Origin of the sequence: Kitasatospora sp. CB02891 (genome assembly GCF_002803145.1) — a bacterium.
Lineage (GTDB): Bacteria > Actinomycetota > Actinomycetes > Streptomycetales > Streptomycetaceae > Kitasatospora > Kitasatospora griseola.
Window position 1 is genome coordinate 273,548 of the sequence record NZ_NNBO01000004.1, and the last position, 19,827, is coordinate 293,374.

The 19,827-nt window shown below is 72.9% G+C and carries 6 protein-coding genes; 2 read left to right on the top strand and 4 right to left on the bottom strand.

Annotated elements, in window-relative coordinates; genetic code table 11:
• Position 1: 1 nt before the first annotated feature.
• The 4 genes from CG736_RS12240 to CG736_RS12255 all read right to left on the bottom strand — a co-directional run bounded on the left by CG736_RS12240 (position 2) and on the right by CG736_RS12255 (position 13,557).
• Positions 2-1,675, bottom strand: coding sequence for an NAD(P)/FAD-dependent oxidoreductase (locus CG736_RS12240; protein WP_100586208.1), 1,674 nt, complete (start codon positions 1,673-1,675; stop codon positions 2-4).
• A gap of 20 nt (positions 1,676-1,695) precedes the next feature.
• On the bottom strand, positions 1,696-3,330 hold the full coding sequence (locus CG736_RS12245; protein ID WP_100586209.1) for an NAD(P)/FAD-dependent oxidoreductase: 1,635 nt from the start codon (positions 3,328-3,330) through the stop codon (positions 1,696-1,698).
• A complete protein-coding gene (locus CG736_RS12250) occupies positions 3,317-12,598 on the bottom strand; it encodes a hybrid non-ribosomal peptide synthetase/type I polyketide synthase (protein WP_100586210.1) in 9,282 nt (3,093 codons plus the stop codon). Before CG736_RS12250 ends, CG736_RS12245 begins: the two co-directional genes overlap by 14 nt.
• Positions 12,599-12,660: 62 nt before the next feature.
• Positions 12,661-13,557: a sterol desaturase family protein gene (locus CG736_RS12255; RefSeq protein WP_100586211.1), complete on the bottom strand. Its 897-nt coding sequence runs from the start codon at positions 13,555-13,557 to the stop codon at positions 12,661-12,663.
• Between the two features lie 184 nt (positions 13,558-13,741).
• On the opposite strand from CG736_RS12255, the gene CG736_RS12260 reads away from it, so the two are divergent.
• Together CG736_RS12260 and CG736_RS12265 are read left to right on the top strand one after the other, a co-directional pair.
• Positions 13,742-14,899, top strand: coding sequence for a cytochrome P450 (locus tag CG736_RS12260; protein WP_100586212.1), 1,158 nt, complete (start codon positions 13,742-13,744; stop codon positions 14,897-14,899).
• A 291-nt stretch (positions 14,900-15,190) separates the two neighbouring features.
• Positions 15,191-19,822 carry a LamG-like jellyroll fold domain-containing protein gene (locus CG736_RS12265; RefSeq protein ID WP_157815540.1) on the top strand — a complete coding sequence of 1,544 codons (4,632 nt, stop codon included), beginning with the start codon at positions 15,191-15,193 and terminating at the stop codon, positions 19,820-19,822.
• Positions 19,823-19,827: the final 5 nt, after the last annotated feature.

Below are 19,827 nucleotides of genomic sequence, written 5' to 3' on the forward strand. Positions count from 1 at the left end.
CTCAACGGATCGACGGATCAACGGATCGACGGTCTACGGCTCGACGGTCCACGGGGACGACGAGATGGGTGGGCAGGGGCGCGCTGCGGTCGATCTCGGCCCGGAACGGCAGGCCGTCGTCGCGGCAGACGAACTGCATGACGTGCCGGCCGGCGGCGGCGGCCCGGATCAGCCCGCCGGTGGTCGCCCAGACCCCGGAGAGGTAGAAGTTCCGCAGGCCGGGCAGGACCGGGCCGTTGCGCTTCATCTCCTGCTCCAGCGTCTCGCCGCTGGTCACGAACGGCTGCCAGCCGAGCACGGTGCCGTCGTAGTTGCCGGTGTAGCGGACCTGGGTGAGCGGCGTGGAGACGTCCTTGACGGCGACGGCGGCCTTCAGCCCGGGGTAGCGCTGGTCGAGGAAGTCCACGACGGTGTCCCGGACCTGGCGCTTGGCGGTCTGGTAGGCCTTGCCGCGCCCGGTCGGCAGGGTGTGCAGCTCCTCGCCGCGGCGCATCCGGCTCTGCTGCTCCGGGCCGGTGCTGAGGGCCCGCCAGGGGGCGATGTCGCAGAAGTAGCTGGCGTAGACGACGGTGGTGTCCGGCGGGGAGAGCTCGGGGTAGTGCCGGCTGCGGAACTGCACGTTGATGCTGGGGTGGCGGATGCCGGTCAGGGCGGCGGCCCGGTCCTGGTCGAGCAGGTAGGTGGTGCACGGCTCGCCGTCGGGGAAGGGCCGGCGCAGGCCCAGGAAGACGGTGACGTACCCGGGGAAGACCATGCCCGGCTCCGTGATGGTGCTGGTGTACAACTCCCGGTAGGTGTCGCCGAGGTAGCGCCCCTTGAGGAGGTCCATCACGGTGGTCCGGCCGTCGGCGGCGGAGACCACGATGTCCGCGTACAGCTCGCGCCCGTCGCTGAGCCGGACGCCGATCGCCCGGTCGTCCTCGACCAGCACCTCCGTCACCTTGGCGTTGTAGTGGATCTCGCCGCCGAGCCGCCGGTAGCGCTGTTCGATCGAGTGGGCGAGGCCCAGCGAGCCGCCCTCGGGGACGCCGGCGGAGAGGTCGGCGTGGCAGGCCAGTTGGAAGTAGAACGGCAGCACCGGGAAGGCCGGGTGGCGCTCGTACAGGATGTAGTTGAACGCCTCGCGCAGCAGCGGGTGCCTGAACCGCGCCGAGTAGTCGGTCATCAGGGTGCCGATGGAGCGCCGGATGACGTTGAAGTACGGCAGGAAGCCGGCCAGCATCCGCCAGCGCTCCACCGTGCCCATCAGCCCGACCGGCTTGAGGAACGGGTAACTCGCCAGGCAGGCGCGGAACTTGCGCAGGCCCGCGCAGAACTCCCGGACGGGGCGGGCGTCCTCGGGGGAGATCTCCAGCAGGTGGGCCTCCAACCGGTCCGGGTCGGAGTAGAAGTAGACCTCGCCGTGTTCGGTGCGCACGATGTTGAACACGTCGAAGTGGCGCATCTGCTTGCCCTGCAGCGCGCCGAGTTCGAGCCAGATCTGGTGCATCTCGTTGCCCGGTCCGCAGCCGAGCAGCCAGCTGATGCAGCAGTCGAAGGTGAAGTTGCCGCGGTCCCAGCCGGTGCAGCAGCCGCCGGGGATCTCGTGCATCTCCACGACGGTGCTGCGGTAGCCGTTCATCTGGGCGTAGCAGGCGGTGGACAGGCCGCCCAGCCCGCCGCCGATGACGATCATGGTTTCTCTGCGTGGTCCGGTCATGCCGACGCGCTCCAGCGGGCGAGTTGGGGCAGGTGTCCGAGCTTGCCGGGATGCCAGGGGTCCTGGTCCTCGCTCTCCCAGGCCCGGAATTCCACGTCCAGTTCCTCGCAGAGGTACTGGACGGCGAACCGGCCGCTGGACGCCGCGCGGATCAGGCCGCCCAGGCTGGCCCAGTGGCCGGCCATCGAGAAGCCGCTCAGCCCGGGCAGCCGCATCCGGTCCCGGTTGATCAGCTTGGTGATCAGGTCGTCGGCGCCCGAGAACGCCTTCCAGGCGAGGATGCTGCCGTAGCTGTTGCCGGTGTAGCGCTCCATGGTGGCCGGCGAGGCGACCTCGATCAGGTCGATGCGCGCGCCCAGGCCCGGGTGGCGCCGTTCCAGGAAGGCCCGGACCACGTCGGCGGCGCGCTGCTTGTGCGCCCGGTACTCCTTGCGGTCGCGGGCGCGCAGGCTCTTCCAGTAGTCGTAGTCGCTGAAGTAGGTGCAGTGGATCACCGACTTGCCGGGCGGGGCGAAGCCGTCCGAGTAGCGCGAGCGCTGCTGCACCACCAGGCTGCGCTGGAGCCCGCCGGGCAGTTCGGCGGCCTGCTCGGCGGGGAGCAGGTAGGTGGTGCAGTGCGGGTCCTCGGCGTCGAGTTCGCCGTCGATGCCGAGGAAGACCGAGACCACGGCGGGGAACAGGGTGCCGGGGCGGTGCAGCTCCTCCTGGTAGAGCCGGTCGATCCGCGGTCCGGTGTACCGGCCCTCCAGCAGGCGGTAGATGGTGGTCCGCCCGTCGCAGGCGGAGACCACGTGGTCGGCGTAGTGCCGCTCGCCGGACTTGAGCTCCACGCCGATCGCCCGGCCGTCCTCGACCAGGATGCGCTCGACCCGGGAGCGGTAGTCGATCCGGCCGCCGAGCGAGGTGTAGCGGTGCTCGACCGACCGCGCCAGGCCCAGCGAACCGCCCTGCGGGAAGCCCGCGTTGAGGTTGCGGGCGGCGGCCATGCTGTACAGGTAGGGCAGCAGTGGGAAGCCGTCCGGGTCCTGGAACAGGATGTTGCGGAACGCCTGGCGCAGCAGCGGGTCCTGGAAGCGGTCGGCGAAGGCGTTGAGCGGGGTCGCCGCCGTCCGCCACAGCAGCCGGAACGAGGGCAGCACCGTCCGCAGGGTGTCGAGCCGCTCGCGGGTGGTCTTCAGGGCGGACGGTTTGAGGAAGGGGTGCAGGTCGAGCGTGGCGAACCGCCTGAGGTCCCGGCAGAAGCCGCGGATCAGCCGGGCGTCGGCGGGGGAGAGGTCGAGGAGGTGGCGCTCCAGCCGGTCGGGGTCGTTGTAGAAGGTGACGGCGCGGCCGTGCTCGTCGACCACCCGGTTGAACAGGTCGAAGTTGGTGACGGTCTTGCCGTCGAGCGCGCCGAGCTCCCGCCAGACGCGGTGGGCGTCGTTGCCCGGTGCGGTGCCGATCAGCCAGTCGATGCAGTAGTCGAACAGGTAGCCCTTGCGGGACCAGGCGGTGCAGCAGCCGCCCGGCAGCACGTGCTTCTCGAAGATCCGGCTGCGCATCCCGCTCATCTGCGCGTAGCAGCCGGTGGCGAGGCCGCCGACACCCGCGCCGATGACGATGACCCGGGGCCCGCCGTCAGACCGCGGCACCGGACGCTCCTCCCGTGAGGATGCCGCGGGTCAGTTCGGCGTTGCGGGCGGCGAAGTCCTGGTCGAGCATCTCGGCGTGGCTGCCGAAGCCGCGGAACACGGTCGTCCGGGTGCTCGAACTGCCGTGCCAGGTGCCCTGGTTGCCGGCCGCGTAGAACGGGACCTTCTCCTGGTCGGAGATGACGCTGATCAGGCCGCGGACCGAGCCGAGGTTCGGGGTGCGGCTGCAGAAGTCGAGGTACTCCCGGGCCTGGCTGAGGGTCTCCTCGGCGACCAGGTCCGAGCCGGTGTGCCGGAGCAGGTGTTCGCGCAGTTCCCGCTCGAACGCGTCGAGGTGTTCGGGTTGGAGGGCGAAGGCCTCGGTGATCCGGTAGGAGTCGACGATGAGCACGTGCGGCACCTGGTGGGAGCGGCGTTCCAGCTCCTTGGCGACCTCGAAGGCGAGGTTGCCGCCGAGCGAGTAGCCGAGCAGGGTGTACGGGCCCTGCTCCGGGAAGGACTCGATCAGGTCGGCGTAGCGCGCCACCTTGTCGTCCCCGGTCAGGTAGTTGAACGCGACGAACCGGTACTCCGGCAGGTGCGCGGCGATCTGCCGGTACACCAGGCCGTGCCCGCCGGCCGGCGGGAAGCAGAACACCGTCCCGCCGGCGGCCTCCTGCGGATTGAAGGACAGGTACGGCTGGGCGCCGGCGACCTTGCCGGTGATGACGTGCCCCAGGGTGCGGGCCATGCCGCGCAGCGTGGTGGACTCGAACAGCAGGCTGACGGGGATGGAGACGTTGAACTCGGCCCGCAGGTGGTGGATCAGCTCGATCAGCTTGATCGAGCTGCCGCCGGCCTCGAAGAAGTCGTGCTGCAGGCCGACCCGCTCCACGCCGAGCAGGGACTTCCAGTGCTCGGCCATCCGCACCTCGAACAGCGTGGTGGGCGGCTCGGGTTCGCCGTCCCCGGGGTCGAAGGCCGGGGCCGGCAGGGCGGCCGTGTCGACCTTGCCGTTCGGGGTGAGCGGCAGCGCGGACAGTTCGGTGAGGTACGAGGGCGTCATGTACGCGGGCAGCCGGTCGGCGAGCTGCCGGCGCAGCTCGCGCGGGTCCGGGCCCGCCCACGGCTCGGGGACGTAGTAGGCGCACAGCACCCCGCCGCCGTCGTCGACCTGGCGGACCGTCACGGCGCACTGGGCGACGCCGGGCAGTGCGGCCAGCTGGGTCTCGATCTCGCCGGGCTCGATGCGGTGGCCGCGCACCTTGACCTGGTTGTCGGCGCGGCCGAGCAGCCGCACGGTGCCGTCGGCCGCCCAGTGCGCCAGGTCCCCGGTCCGGTACAGCCGCACCCGGCGGCCGCCCAGGGTGCGGACGGTGAAGCGTTCGGCGGTCTGCTCCGGGTCGCCGACGTAGCAGTCGGCGACGCCGGCCCCGCCGACCCACAGCTCGCCCGCCACCCCCGGCGGCACGGGCTCGCCGTGCTCGTCGAGGACGTAGAGCGCGCTGTTCGGGAACGGCCGCCCGATCGGCACCATCCGGCCGGGCTCGATCCCGTCCGCCGGGCCCTCGTACCAGGCGCTGTCGATGGTCGCCTCGGTCAGCCCGTAGGAGTTGACCACCCGGGTGTCCGGGCCGCACAGCGCGTGCAGGCGGCGGTGCTCCTCGACCTTCCAGGCGTCCGAGCCGACGATCAGCAGGCGCATGAAGTCCAGCCGGTGGCCCTCGCGTTCGCAGTGCGCCAACAGGCCGCGGGCCACCGCCGGGACGAACTCGGCGCAGTCGACCCGCTCCTGCACCATCGTCCGGTACAGCCGGGCGGTGTCGAACAGCAGGTCGCGGTCGACCAGCACCAGGTTGCCGCCCGAGCACAGCGCCCGGACCAGGTCGCCGGTGAACACGTCGAAGGACTGGGCGGCCATCTGCAGGTGCACCCGGACCTCGCTGTCCAGGCGGTACGCGGAGCGCCAACCGGCGTACACCGAGGCCAGGTTGCGGTGGCTGACCCGGACCGCCTTGGGGCGGCCGGTGCTGCCGGAGGTGTGGATGACGTACGCGGGCGCGTCCAGGTCGACGACGGGTTCGGGGCCGGCGCCGCCGGCGGTCCGGTCGAGTTCGTCGACGGTCAGCGCCTGCGGGGCGAGCCCGGCCAGGTCGGGCCGGTCGCGGTCGGTGAGCAGCAGCACGGCGTCGGCGTTGCCGGTCAGGTAGGCGAGCCGGTCCACCGGGTGCTCGGGGTCGAGCGGCAGGTAGGCGCCGCCGGCCCGGAGCACCGCCAGCAGGGCGACGACCAGCTCGGGCGACTTGTCCAGGCAGAGCGCCACCACCGCGCCGTCCTTGACGCCGAGTTCGCGCAGCCGCCCGGCGGCCCGCCGGCTGCGGAGGTCGAGCTCGCCGTAGGACAGCCGCCGGACGCCGCCGTCCGCCGCGGGGAGGGTCACGGCGACGGCCTCGGGCCGCTCGGCGGCGACCTGGGCGATCAGCCGGTGCACCGGCGCCTCGGCGGGCTCGGTGCGCGCCGCGCCGCTCCATTCGTCGAGCAGGAGCCGCTGCTCGCCGGCGTCGAGCAGCGGCAGCCGGTCGGCGGCCTGCTCGGCGGGGGCCCTGGTCAGCGCGTCCAGCAGGTTGCGGTAGTGCCCGGCCATCCGGGCCGTCGTCGCGGGCTCGAACAGGTCGGTGTTGTACTTGAACACGCAGTGGTAGGTGCCGTCCGCCCGGTCCTGGTAGGCGGACAGGGTGATGTCGAACTGCCCTTCCTCCTCCGGGAGTTCGATGTAGTCCAGGTGGTAGCCGTACTTGTCGGTGGCGACCTTGTGGGTGAGCAGGATGAACATCGCCTGGAAGACCGCCGAGCGGCTCGGGTCGCGCTGCAGCCCGAGCTGCTCGACCAGCAGCACGAACGGGTACTCCTGGTTGTCCAGGCCGCCCAGCACCGTCTCCCGGACCCGGCCCAGCAGTTCGGCCACCGACGGCCGGTCGGCCAGGTCGAGGTGCAGCGGCAGCGGGTTGACGAAGTAGCCGTAGACCGAGCCGAACTCCTCGCGGGTGCGGCCGGTGACCGGGCTGCCCACGATGATGTCGTCCTGCCCGGAGTAGCGGTGCAGCAGCAGGTAGTACGCGCTGAGCAGCACCATGAACACCGTGACGTCGTGCTCGCGGGCCAACTCCTGTACTCGGGCGCTGAGTTCGTCGTCCAGTCGGAAGAACTCGGACGCCCCGTTGTGGGTCTGCACGGACGGGCGGGGCTTGTCGGTCGGCAGGCCCAGCACGGGCGTCTCGGCCGGCAGGTGGGTGCGCCAGTACTCCAGCATGCGCTTCGCGTCCGGCCCCGCCAGCAGGCCGTTCTGCCAGTTCAGGAAGTCCAGGTAGCGCGAGGGCACCGGCGGCAGCTCGACCGGGCGGCCGTGCCGCCGCCCCTCGTAGAGCGTGAACAGCTCGTCGATGAAGGTGAAGGTGGAGATCGCGTCGGAGACGATGTGGTGCACCGCCTTCATCAGCACCCAGCGGTCCGGCCCGCGCTTGAACAGCCGCAGCCGCACCAGCGGGTCCCGTTCCAGGTCGTACGGCTTGCGGTACTCCTGGACGATCATGTCGTGGATGTCGTCCCACTCCCGGTCCTGGACGTCGAACAGGCCGGTGTCCGGGCGCGCCCCGGGGCGGATGACCTGGACGGCCCGGCCGTCCTCCAGCAGGAAGTTGGCCCGCAGAGCGGGGTGGCGCTCCAGCAGCACCCGGAAGGCGTCGAACATCAGCTCCGGGTCGAGCTCGGTGCGGATCTCGACGGCGCCGCCGATGTTGTAGGCGAAGGCGTCCGGGTTGAGGTGCTTGAGGAACCACAGCGCCTTCTGGTTGTGCGTCAGCGGGTACCGCGACTCGTCGGTGTGCAGCTCCACCTCCGCCCGCTCCTGATCGCCGCCGTCGTCGGCCGCCGACTCCAGCAGGGCGGTGTACAGCCGCTCGATCAGCTGCTCCAGCGGATCACCGCTGAGCAGCGTCACCACCGGGAGCGCGACGCCCAGTTCGGCGTGGATCCGGGCGCGCAGCTCCATCGCCAGCAGCGAGTCCAGGCCGAGGCTGTTCAGGCCCGCCGCCGGGTCGATCCGCTCCGGCTTCGCCCGCAGCACGGCCGCGACCAGCTCGGTGAAGCGCCCGGCCAGCAGCGTCCGGCGGGTCTCCGGGGCGGCGGCCCGGAACGCGGCCGGGAAGCCGCCCGCCGGGGCGGCCTGCGGGACGTCGGCGGCGGCCGCCAACTCGGCCACCAGCGGCGGCGGCGAGGCGTACCAGGCCTGGAACACCGGCCAGTCGACGACCGTGGCGACCAGCAGCTGCGCCCGGTCCTGGCCGATGATCCGCTCCAGCACGGCCATGCCCGCGGCCGGCGGCAGCGAGCTCATCCCGCGCGCCTCGCGGTAGTGGCCGACCAGGCCCAGCTCCTCGATCATGCCGGTCGCCCACGGGCCCCAGTCGATGCTCAGCGCGGGCAGGCCGCGGGCCCGCCGGTGGTGCGCCAGCGCGTCCAGGAAGGCGTTGCCCGCCGCGTAGTTGGTCTGCCCGGCGGTGGTCAGCAGCGAGGCGATCGAGGCGAACAGCACGAAGTGGTCCAGCGGCTCCTCGCGCAGCTGCCGGTGCAGCACGTGCGCGCCGACCACCTTCGGCTCCCACGCGGCGTCGAACACCTCCCGGTCCAGCTCCGGCACCAGCGCGTCCCTGACCTGCCCGGCGAGGTGGAACACGCCACGTACGGGCGGGAGTTGACGGCTTCGGTAGTCCGCCAGCCAGTCCGCCAGGGCGGCCTCGTCGGTGATGTCCAGCGGCACCGGCACGGGGTGGGCGCCGAGCTCCTCCAGCTCCCGCAGGAACGCCACCCGCCGGCCGGCCGGGGTGTCCGGGGCGACCTCGGCCCACTGCTCGCGCGCGGGCAGCGCGGTGCGGCCGACCAGGATCAGGCGGCGCGCGCCGCGCTTGACCAGCGTCCGGCACAGCAGCCGGCCGAGCGCGCCGAACGCGCCCGTCACCAGGTAGCTGCCGTCGGCGCGCAGCCGCAGCGGCAGCGGCCGGGTGAGGTCGGCGGGCCGGCGCAGCCGGCAGGTGCGGCGCCGCTCGCCGCGCAGCGCGATCTCCTCGGCGTCGGCGACGGCCAGCTCGCGCAGCACCGCGGCGGCCTCGGCGGGGTGGTCGGCCAGCGGCCCCAGATCGATCAACTTGCCGCGCTGCGCGACCAGTTCCTGCTGCCACAGGACCCGCCCGATGCCCCAGGCGGGCGCGCCCAGCGGCTCCACGGGGTCGTCCTCGACGACGGCCTGCGCGCCCCGGGTGACGATGTGCAGCCGCCCGTTCGGCCGGGCCTCGGGCAGCACCTGGGCGAGGGCGATCAGCGACCAGCCGCCCAGCGTGCCGCAGTCGGCCAACTGCTCGCGGCGCACCGCGTCGAGCGACGGCAGGTCCAGGTTCCACAGGTGCAGCACGGTGTCGAAGCCGTCGTCGAGGTCGGCGAACAGTCGGCGCAGGTCGGCGGCGTCCTCAGGTCGGACCGTCGAGGCGTCCTCGCCGTGCCAGTACTCCTCGCCCGGGCGGACGAGGTGGCAGTGGCCGCCGCGCCCGCGCACCTGCGCGGCCAGCTCCTCGGCCAGCCCGTGCGCGTCGGCGAGCACCACCAGCCGGTCCGGGGGAGTGCCGCCCTCCGTCAACTCCTGGTCGATCCAGATGGGTTCGGCCAGCCAGCCGTCGATGGCGGTCAGGCCCACGGAGGCCGCGGCGCCCTCGACGCCGGCCGCCCGGAACCCGGTGACCCGGCCGAGCAGGGCGCCGTCCTCGGCGTGCAGGGCGAGGTCGCCGATCAGCTCGTCGCCGTCCTCCCGGGTGACGGTCGCGTGCACCCAGAACGGCCGGTCGCCGACCCGGTCGAGGCTCACCTCGCCGATCGACAGCGGCAGCCGGATGCCGTTCGCCGGGCGCTGCTCGGCGAGCAGCTGCGGCGTCAGCAGGGCCTGGAAGCAGGCGTCGAGCAGCGTCGGGTGGACGTGCGCGGCGTCGGCGTCCACCGGGCGGGGCTCGGCCGGGCGGATCCGCGCCAGCGCCTCCCCGGGGCCGATCCAGACCTCCTCGATGCGCCGGAACGCCGGGCCGTACCCGTAGCCCAGCTCGGCGAGCTCCCGGTAGCAGTCGGCCCCGGCGAGCCGCCGTCGGGCGCGCGCCCGGACCGCTTCGAAGTCCGGCGCGGGCCCGGCGCCGCGGCGCTGGTCGGTGCGGACCACGCCGGACGCGTGGACGGTGCGCTCGGCGCCGACCGAGGCGACCGAGAAGGTCACGCCGTCGGAGTCGAAGCCCAGTTGGACGGTCGACGGCTGGGACTCGGAGAGGAACAGCGCCTTGGACAGCTCGATGTCGGCCAGCACCGTCCGGTGCGCGCCGGTCAGCACCCGCACCGCCTGCGCGGCCATCTCCAGGTAGCCGGCGGCCGGGAACACCGCGGAGTCCTGGATCCGGTGGTCGGCCAGGTACGGCAGCCGCTCCAGGTCGAGCTGGACCTCCCAGGTGGGCCGGACGTTCGCGGTGCGCCGCCCCAGCAGCGGGTGGTCGAGCCGCCCGAGCCGGACCTGCTCGACCGGCGCGGGCTCCACCCAGTACCGGTCCCGCTTCCACGGGTAGCCCGGCAGCGGCACCGGGGCGCCGCCCGGCTGAAGCGCCGACCAGTCCAACTCGATTCCCAGGTTGTGCAGTTCGGCCAGCGACCGGGCGAATCGTTCCGGCTCGTCCTCCTCGCGGCGGATCGAGGGCACCGTCCAGCCCGTCGCCTCCCGGCCGTCCAGGCACTCGCGGATCGCGTGGCCGAGGACGGGGTGCGGGCCGATCTCCAGGAACACCTGGTGGCCGTCGTCGACCAGCAGGTCCACGGCGGCGCGGAACCGCACCGCCTCGCGGACGTTCTGCCACCAGTAGCCGGCGTCCAGCTCGGTGCCGTGCGCACGCCCCTCACGGGCCGTCAGGTACAGCGGCACCTCGGCCGGACGGGGCTTCAAGTCCGCCAGGGCGGCCAGCAGTTCGCCCCGGATCGGGTCCATCCGCACGCTGTGGTACGGCACCTGCACCGGCAGGAACCGGGCGAAGACCTGCTCCCGCTCCAGCTCGGCGGCGAGCTGGGCGAGGGCGTCCCCGTCGCCGGAGAGCGTGACGGAGGAGGGGCTGTTGACGGCGGCCACCGACACCCGGTCCTGGCAGGACCGGATCCGCCGGGCGGCCTCCACCTCGGTCAGGCCGACCGCCAACATCGTTCCGCTGCCGGCCAGTCGGTGCTGCAGCCGGCTGCGGTGCAGCATCACGCCGACCGCCTCGGCGAGGTCGTGCACCCCGGCCTCGTGGAAGGCGGCGGCCTCGCCGGTGGAGTGCCCGACCACGGCGTCCGGGCGCAGGCCGTAGCTGCGCCAGAGCGCGGCCAGGCCGACCTGCACGGCGAAGTTGGCGGGCTGGGCGAGCCAGGTCTCGGCCATCCGCGAGTCGGCCTCGTCGCGGTGCATCTCCGCCAGCAGCGACCAGCCGGCCTGCCGGCGGATCTCGGTGTCGCAGCGCTCGACCGCCTCGCGGTACACCGGCTCCGACTCGAACAGGCCCCGGCCCATGCCCCACCACTGCGGGCCCATGCCGGTGAACACCCAGACCAGCCGGCGCTGCGCGCGCTCCAGCCGGCGGCCGGTCAGCACCCGGGGGTGCGGCTCGCCGCGCCGGTGGGCGGCCAGCGCCTCGTCCAGCGACTCCCGGGAGTCGGGCGAGTACACCACCGAGAGCCGGTGCTCGTGGTGCTCGCGGCGCCGGGCCAGGGTGTGGCCGAGGTCGGCCAGCGCCACCGGAGCGCCGTCCGCGCCCGCGAGTTCCTGTCGGATGCCGTCGACCAGCTCGGGCAGCCCGGCCGGGTCGCGGGTGCTCAACGGCAGGACGGTGCGGGCCGGTTCGCGCGCGGGCGGGGCGGCGGCCGGGCGCACCGGCGCCTCCTCCAGCAGCACGTGCGCATTGGTGCCGCCGAAGCCGAAGGAGTTCACGCCGGCCCGGGCCGGGCCCTCGTGCGCGGGCCACTCCACCGCCCGGGTCGGGACCTCGAACGGCAGCGCGGCCCAGTCGATCGCGTCGGTGGGCCGCTCCAGGTTGATGTGCGGCGGGATCCGGCGGTGCTTCAGCGCGAGCACCGTCTTGACCAGCCCGGCGATGCCCGCGGCCGCCTCGGTGTGCCCGATGTTGGTCTTGACCGAGCCGACGTAGCAGCGGTCGCCGGGTTTGCGGCCCTCGGCGAGGACCCGCCCCAGCGCCTGCGCCTCGATCGGGTCGCCGACCGGGGTGGAGGTGCCGTGCGCCTCGACGTACTGCAGGCTGCCCGGCTCGATGCCGGCCTCGGCGCAGACCCGGCGGACCAGGGTGACCTGGGCGTCCGGGTTGGGCACCGTGATGCCGTCGGTGCGGCCGTCCTGGTTGACGCCGCTGCCGAGCACCACCGCGTGGATCGGGTCGCCGTCGCGCAGCGCGTCCGAGAGCCGCTTGAGCGCCACCACGCCGACGCCCTCGGCGCGGACGTAGCCGTCGGCCGTCGCGTCGAAGGCGCGCGAGCGGCCCTCGGCGGACAGGAAGCCGCCCTTGGTCTCGGCGATGGTGTACTGCGGCGCCAGGTGCAGCAGGGTGCCGCCGGCCAGCGCGAGGTCGGTCTCGCCGCGCAGCAGGCTCTGCCGGGCCAGGTGCAGCGCCACCAGGGAGGAGCTGCAGGCGGTGTCGATGGAGACGCTGGGGCCGCGGAAGTCGAAGCAGTGCGAGATGCGGTTCGACACCATCGTCATCATGGTGCCGGTCGCGGTGTGCGCGGCCAGCGTGTCGAAGCTCAGGTCGGCGAACTGCAGGATCTTGTAGTCCAGGGTGAACGCGCCGACGTACACGCCCACTTCGCGTCCGGCGAGCCGGCTCGGCAGCTGGCCGCCGTCCTCCAGCGCCTCCCAGGCGACCTCCAGCAGTTTGCGCTGCTGCGGGTCCATGTGTTCGGCCTCGCGCGGGCTGATGCCGAAGAACTCGGGGTCGAACTCGTCGACCCCGTCGATGTAGCCGCCGCGTCCGCCGATCAGGCGGCCCGGTTTCGCTCGGTCCCGGCTGCCCAGGGTGGCGGTGTCGTAGCGGTCGGCCGGGGTCGGGACGATGCAGTCCCGCCCCTCGATCAGGTTGCGCCAGAAACCCCGGTGGTCGCGGACTCCGCCGGGAAACCGGCAGCCGATGCCGATGATCGCGATCCGGTCCTGGTAGTCGTTGGGCGAGTCCGTCATGGTCCGTTCCGTGTGTCGTGGCGCCCCGGGACGGGACGGGTGGGCGGGTGGCGGGGATCGGTTCAGCCGGACGATCCGGTGGTGGCGTCGGCGGCGGTGCGCCAGGGGTGCAGCAGACTGGCGAGCACGTCGGCGGTGGGCGGGAAGCTGTCGGGATCGCTCAGCCCGACCGCCGCCGGGACCTGCCCGGGACGCCAGGTGAAGCTGCCGAACAGGTGGTCCCAGATCGCGAGGTCCGCGCCGTAGTGGCCGGATTCGGCGAGGTCGGTGCTGTGGTGCAGCCGGTGCTGTTCCGGACTGCCGAGAAGGTGGTTCAGCCGGCCGATTCGGACGTCGATGTTGGCGTGCACGAAATATCCCTGGGCGACCACGAACAGCGTGGCGCAGAACACCGATTCCCGGGAGAAACCGAGCCAGGCCAGCGCCAGTTGGACGACGGCCTGCCCCAGCAGGACGTCGAGCAGATGATTGACGCCGTTGTTGGCGACGTTCACCTTGTCCAGTCCGTGGTGGACGCCGTGCAGCCGCCAGAGCCACGGCTGGTGGTGGGACCAGCGGTGGAAGAGGTACTTCGCCAGCGAGCCGGCGAGCAGTGCGAGCGGGATCTCGGCCTGCAGGGGGAGCGCCGGATGCGGCGGCGCCACCCGGGCGACCAGGGCCGTGACCAGCAGCTGGCCGATCGCCCCGCCCACCATCGTCAGGACGAAGTAGACGCCGTAGCAGCGCAGTTCGCGCCCGCCGGGGTGCCAGTCGGGCCGGTGGGGGATCAGCCGTTCCAGGGTCCAGAGGTAGCCGATGACGCCGACCTGGTGGAGGACGAGAACGCGGCCGATGTCCGCGTGCGCGACGAGGGCGGCCGCGGCGGCCGCGGGTACCGAGAGGAGCAGAGCCGGATAGGCGGCGTACCGCAGAACAGTGCGAAGGCCGGCCCTCGGACCGGCCGATCTTTCCGGGATCAACGCACGGCCCTCCGGATGAATCGTCACCGAACTGAACGGGAATCGATGCTAACCACAGGGATCGCGGACCCGACGGAACCGACATGGCGCGGCATGAAAGAAATCTGATGGTCAGTCAGGTAGCGTAATCGGGAATTCCTGCCCCGTTCCGGGCGTCGGAGCCCGCCGCCCACGTGGAGGTGCCATGCCCGCCCCGCTGCCGCCGTTGCACGCCCTGGACCTGCCCGCCGCCGCGCCGCCGCACTGGTGCACCCTGCGGGACGGCGCCTCCGCCTGGGTGGTGACCAGGTACCACGACGTGCGACAGGTGCTGACCGACCCGCGGTTCGTCCGCGCCGAGGACGGTGCGCCCGACCCCGCCGCCGCGCCCGTCTCCGCCGACCCGGCGTCGCTCTACAACCAGAACGGATCCGACCACCAGCGGCTGCGGCACACCGTGCAGGGTGCGTTCACGCCCCGGGCCGTGGCCCGCTGGCGGCCCTGGGTGGAGACGGTGGCCGGGCGGCTGCTGGACGAGCTGGCGGCGGCCGCGCCGCCGGTCGACGCGGTCGCCGAGCTCACCGGCGTGCTGCCGTTCGCCGTGGCGGAGCGCCTGATGGGCCTGGACGGGCTGGACCACCGGCAGCTGCGGCGGTGGGCCGCCTGCCTGACCGCCGACGGCTCCGGCTCGGACGGCCGAGCGGTCGCCGACCGGCGGGAGTTCGCCGAGTTCGCGGCCGGGCTGCTGGCCGAGCGCCGCCGCCGGCCGGGCGAGGACGTGGTCAGCCGCCTGGTGCAGGCCGCCGACGCGGCCGGCGGCATCCCCGAGGAGCAGCTGACCTTCCTGGTCGGCGGACTGGCGGCCAGCGGCAGCGACAGCGTCGCGGCCGTGCTCGCCAACTCCCTGCTGTACCTGCTCGGCGAGCGGCCCGAGAGCTGGCCCCGGCTCGCCGGGGAGGAGCAGGCGCGGCAGGCCACCGAGTGGCTGCTGCACCACATCCAGCTGGGCGACGACGAGTTCACCACCCGGCAGGCCGTGGCGGCCGCGGAGATCGCCGGCGTGCCCATCCCGGCCGGCTCGACCGTCGCCGTCTGCCTCGGCAGCGCCAACCGGGACCCGGCGGTCTTCCCGGACGGCCTGGCCGGCGACCTGTTCGCCCCCCTCCCGTCCCCCACCCTGGCCTTCGGCGCCGGCCCGCACTACTGCCTGGGCACCTGGCTGGCCCGCACCCAGATCGAGGTCGCCCTGCGCGGTCTCGCCACCCGCCTGCCCGCCCTGCGCCTCGCCGACCCGTCCGCCCCCGTCGACTGGCGACTGGGCGCCACCACCCGCAGCCCGCGCACCCTGCGGGTGCTCTGGTGAGCGGCCGGCGCGCGGTTCGGCGAACGACCGGCCGGTTCGTGCGCTGTCGATCCGTCAATCATGCGAGCCGACCGATCGGGTGAGTGCCGATCAGGAAAGCGGTGCCCTCGCCGATGCCATCGCTCGGCAAAGTGATCGCCAAATAGTCGCAGACAATCTTTCCTCGCCCGGACTTGCCGGACATACCGGATCGTGACTCCGCTCACAGTGCCGCTGTGCAGGTGCGCCAATCCCTAAGGTGCCGATTGGTCCGGGGGCAGATCGCCCTCGCGCACGGAAAGATGCACGTCAATGCCTAGAAACACCTCCGGGTGGCGCGCGGTGTCGCGCACCGCCGGGGCGACCGGTTGCCTGAGCCTGCTGCTCGCCGGCACCTTCGCGTTGCCGACCGCGGTGGCCGCACCGGTCGCCCCAGGGGCGGCACCCGCCGATTCCCCGGTGACGCTCCAACAGGCCCAGACACAGGCCCACGCGACCGGGAAGGACGTTGTGGCCACCGCCGCCACCTCCGAGACCAGCACGCTGACCGCCCACGCCGACGGGACGTTCACGCAGAACCAGTCGCTGGTACCGGTGCGCAAACGGGTCGGAACCACGTGGACCGACCTCGACCCGACGTTCCGCCGGAACGCGGACGGCACCATCACGACGACCGCCACCACCAGTGAACTCACCCTCTCCGGCGGCGGCAGGGGCCCGCTCGCCACGATGGCGCACCGCGGCAACGGCCTCGCGATCGGCCTGCCCGTGAACCTGCCGGCGCCGACCCTGTCCGGAGCCACCGCGACCTACCCGGAAGTCCTTCCGGGCGTGGACCTCCGGGTGACCGCGGACACCCGGGGCAGCTTCTCCGAGGTGCTGATCGTCAAGGACGCGAAGGCGGCCGCCAACCCCGCGCTCAAGAAGCTGACCCTGTCGGCCGAGCCCTCGGCCGGCCTGCAGCTGAGCGCCGACGCGGGAGGCAACATCATCGCCGCCGACCGCTCCGGCCATCAGGCCTTCACCGCGCCCGCACCGATGATGTGGGACTCCGCGAAGGCCGCGGCGCAGCCGGCGGCCGCCGTCCGGGACCGGGTCACCGGCCTCGCGATCGGCGCGCAGTCCGGCGCACCCGTCGAGTCCTCCGCGGCGGGCCCCGGCGACGGCGCCCACGCCGCCCCGATCGCGACCGAGGTGACCGCGGACGGCATCAGCCTCGTCCCGGGGGCGATGCTCGGGGCCGCGGAGACGGCGTACCCGCTGTACATCGACCCGACGTTCTACCCGTCGGCGGCCGCCGGCAACCGGCAGGGCTGGGCGCAGACCAACTCGACCTACCCCAACCAGGCCGCCTACAACACGAACGACGTGCTGCGGGTGGGCTACAACGGCTGGGAGACCCCGTACTTCACCGCCCGGTCGTACATGCAGGTCAGCGTCGACCCGGCGCTCTGGGACTCCAACGTGCTGACCTCCGAGATCAACTTCACGGGCGCCTGGTCCGGCAGCTGCACCGCCAACAACACCGAACTGTGGCTCGCTCCCTACGGGTCCGGCCTCGGCGGCTCGACCACCTGGAACAACGCCCCCGCGCCCAAGACGTACATCGGCAGCGACAGCAAGATGTTCCACGGCGGGGCGAACTGCGACCCGCGCGGCGTCGGCTTCGACCTGCGCGGCGTGATGGCCGACGCGGCGGCCACTCACCAGCAGAGCCTGGTGTTCGTCCTCAAGGCGCAGTACGAGGACAAGAACCGGGACAGCTGGAAGAAGTTCGCCAACACCGTCACCGTGTCGACCACCTACAACCACGCGCCCGACCGCTCCACCGTCCTGAGCACCTCCCCCACCACGGCCTGCGCGGGCGGCGACTGGGTCGGCGACGGCGACGTGTGGCTCTACGGCGGGGTGTCCGACCGCAACGGCGGGACGCTCGGCGCGACCTTCCACGTCGTCAACCACAGCACCGGCGCCCTCGTCGTCCCCGACAGCGACGCCAACCTCCTCACCGCGCAGTCCGGTTCGACCCTGGCGTACAAGGTGCCCAAGGCCAGCCTCCAGGCCGCCGCCGGCGGGCAGGTGATGCAGGTCGACTGGGCGGTGACCACCACCGACTTCAACCTGACCGGCCCGATGTCCGCCACCTGCAGCTTCCGCTTCGACCCCACCCGGCCGGGCGCGCCCAGCATCACCCCGCCGACCGGCGCCGTCGTCGCCACGGCGGTGCCGATCTCGCTGTCGCCCGCCTGCGCGCCGTCCTGCACGCCCGACCGGATTCCGAGCGGCTACCAGTACCAGCTCAACGGCGGCAGCCCGCTGACCGTCGACGCCAACGGCGGCAACGCCACCATCCAGGTCAAGCCGACCAGGCGCACCAACGTCCTGACCGTCACCAGCATGTCCCCGAGCGGCAACTTCGGGCAGTCCGCGGCGGTGACCTTCAACGCCAAGGCGCCGACGCCCGCCGCCGACGGCGACCTCACCGGTGACGGCGCCCCCGACCTGCTCACCGTCGGCGGCGCCCGCACGCTGCCCTCGGGCGTCTGGCTGGCCCCGGGCGCCTTCCAGAACCCGGCCGGCGTGGTCTCCGGGGCCGTCAACCTCGGCCAGTACGGCAACGGCGTCGACACCGCCGGACTTCCGGCCGCCTTCGACGGCGCCCAGGTGATCAGCGGCCAGTTCACCGCCAACAACCTGCAGGACGTGCTCGCGTACTACCCGGCCACCGGCATGGCCGTCGTCCTGGAGGGCACCGGCGACGGCTCGCCCATACCTGCCCAGCGCAACGGCACCGAGCACACCGTGCCGGCCGGCAGCTTCCAGGACATCAACAGCCAGAACCCGCTCCAGCTCGCCGCGGCGGGCAACACCTCCGGCAGCGGCACCGGCTACCCCGACCTGCTGGGCGTCTCCGGCGACAGCGCCGACGGCTACACGCTCAACCTGTACGCGGCGACCAGCACCCTCGGCCAGTTCCAGTTCCCGGCCGCGCTGAACGTCACCACCCCCACCGGCGGAGCCGACTGGGACAAGTGGACGCTGGCGACCTGTCAACTGCCCACCCGGAACGGCCCGAGCACCGCGCTGTACCTGTGGAACAGGTCCACCGGTGAACTCGACCTGTGGCAGGACCTCGCCGCCGACCCGAACGGCAACCTCACGTACACCGCCACCAAGGTCGCCACCGGCTGGAACACCGGCCGGGACCTCGCACTCCAGGCCGCCGACGCCAACGCGGACGGCACCCCCGACCTGTGGACCGTGGCCGCCGACGGCACCGCTGCGCTCCACACCCTCAGCCGCACCGCCCACACCCTCGACCAGCCGACCAGCGCACGGCTGGTCACCGCGAGCCACTCCTGGGCGCTGAACAACGGCACCGCGGGCGCGGTCACCACCGCGACCGACGCCACCGGCGGCCTCCCGCTGAGCGGTACCGCCGACACCACCTGGAGCACCGGCGACCTGTTCAGCCCCGACGCCCGGTTCAACGGCTCGGGCACGCTGACCACCGCCACTCCGGCGGTCGACCCGACCCGTGACTTCACCGTCTCGGTCTGGGCCAAGCCGGACAGCCTCGGCGGCGTCGTGCTCAGCCAGGACGGCGCACTGGCCAGCAGCTTCACCCTCTGGTCGGAACTGTCCACCCGGAGCTGGCGGTTCCAGATGCCGCGCACCGACTCCGCCACGCCCGCCCAGGACATCGTCGCCTCCAACGCCACCCCGGCCGTTCCCGGCGTCTGGGCCCACCTGACCGCCAGCTACCAGGCCTCCACCGGCCGGGAGACGCTGTACGTCAACGGCGTGCCGGTCGGCACGTCCACCCACCCGAGCAGCAGCTGGCCGAACAACCGCGGCCTGCGGGTCGGGGCGTACCTCTACAACGGCACGCCGTCGGTCAGGTTCGCCGGACAGCTCGCCAACGTCCAGACCTGGAACCAGACCCTGACCGACAGCCAGGTCGCCGCGCTCGCCGACCTGCCGCCGTCCCCGTCCGAGTTCCAGCTCACCGCGCTGACCAGCGCCAACAGCCTGCACCACACGGTGCGCAACGCGAACGGCAACTTCACCGACTGGGCCAAGGTCACCGACATGGCCTACAACCCCGGCACCGGATTCAGCTCGGCCGCCCAGGCCGAGTACCAGGGCACCACCTACCTGGCCGCCCTCGGCGGTGCGGACCTGCAGTTCCAGGTCCGGCCGTTCGGCGCCGCCGCCTTCAGCTCGCCGACCGGCACCACCGCGCCGCTCGACACCCTCGTCCCCGGCGGTTCCGTACGGATCGCCAAGGTGAATGCCGCAGCGATCGTCAACGGCGACTTCGACCTGATCGCCACCGGCACCGACGGCCACCTCTACGAGGCGCTGCGCCACCCCAACGGCAGCTGGGTCGGCTGGTCCGACCTCACCGCGAAGATCCCCGGCGCCCCCGGCCCGCTCACCGAGGTCGCCGCGGCCACCACCACCGGTGGTGACCTCCAGCTGGTGGCGCTGTCCGGCGGCAAGCTCTGGCACACCGTGCGGGCCGCGCCCACCGCGGTCTGGGCCGGCTGGGGAGACGTGTACGCGAACGCCAGCAACCCCGGCCCCGCCACCCATGTCGCCGCCTCGGGCATGGACGGCTACCTCCAGGTGATGGCCACCACCAACAACGGCAACACCGTGGTCCACACCCTCCGGACCACCACCGGCCACTGGGGCGCCTTCGGCGACGTCGGCGCCGCCATCGGCGGCATCCCCGGCCCCGTGGTCTCCCTCGCCATGGCCTCCACCGGCACCGGCTCCGGCACCACCATGCAGTTCGCGGCCCTGACCGGCTCCGGCACCATCTACCACGCCGTCCGCTTCGGCACCGGCTCCTGGTCGGCCCTCGGCAACGTCACCGCCTACGTCCTGGGCACCGTCAACGGCACCCCGGTCCAACTCTCCGCAGCGGGCGACTGACCCCA

Coding starts and splice junctions, on each gene's coding strand:
- CG736_RS12265 (WP_157815540.1), top strand. CDS start 15,191: ATGCCTAGAAACACCTCCGGGTGGCGCGCGGTGTCGCGCACCGCCGGG.
- CG736_RS12240 (WP_100586208.1), bottom strand. CDS start 1,675: ATGATCGTCATCGGCGGCGGGCTGGGCGGCCTGTCCACCGCCTGCTAC.
- CG736_RS12250 (WP_100586210.1), bottom strand. CDS start 12,598: ATGACGGACTCGCCCAACGACTACCAGGACCGGATCGCGATCATCGGC.
- CG736_RS12260 (WP_100586212.1), top strand. CDS start 13,742: ATGCCCGCCCCGCTGCCGCCGTTGCACGCCCTGGACCTGCCCGCCGCC.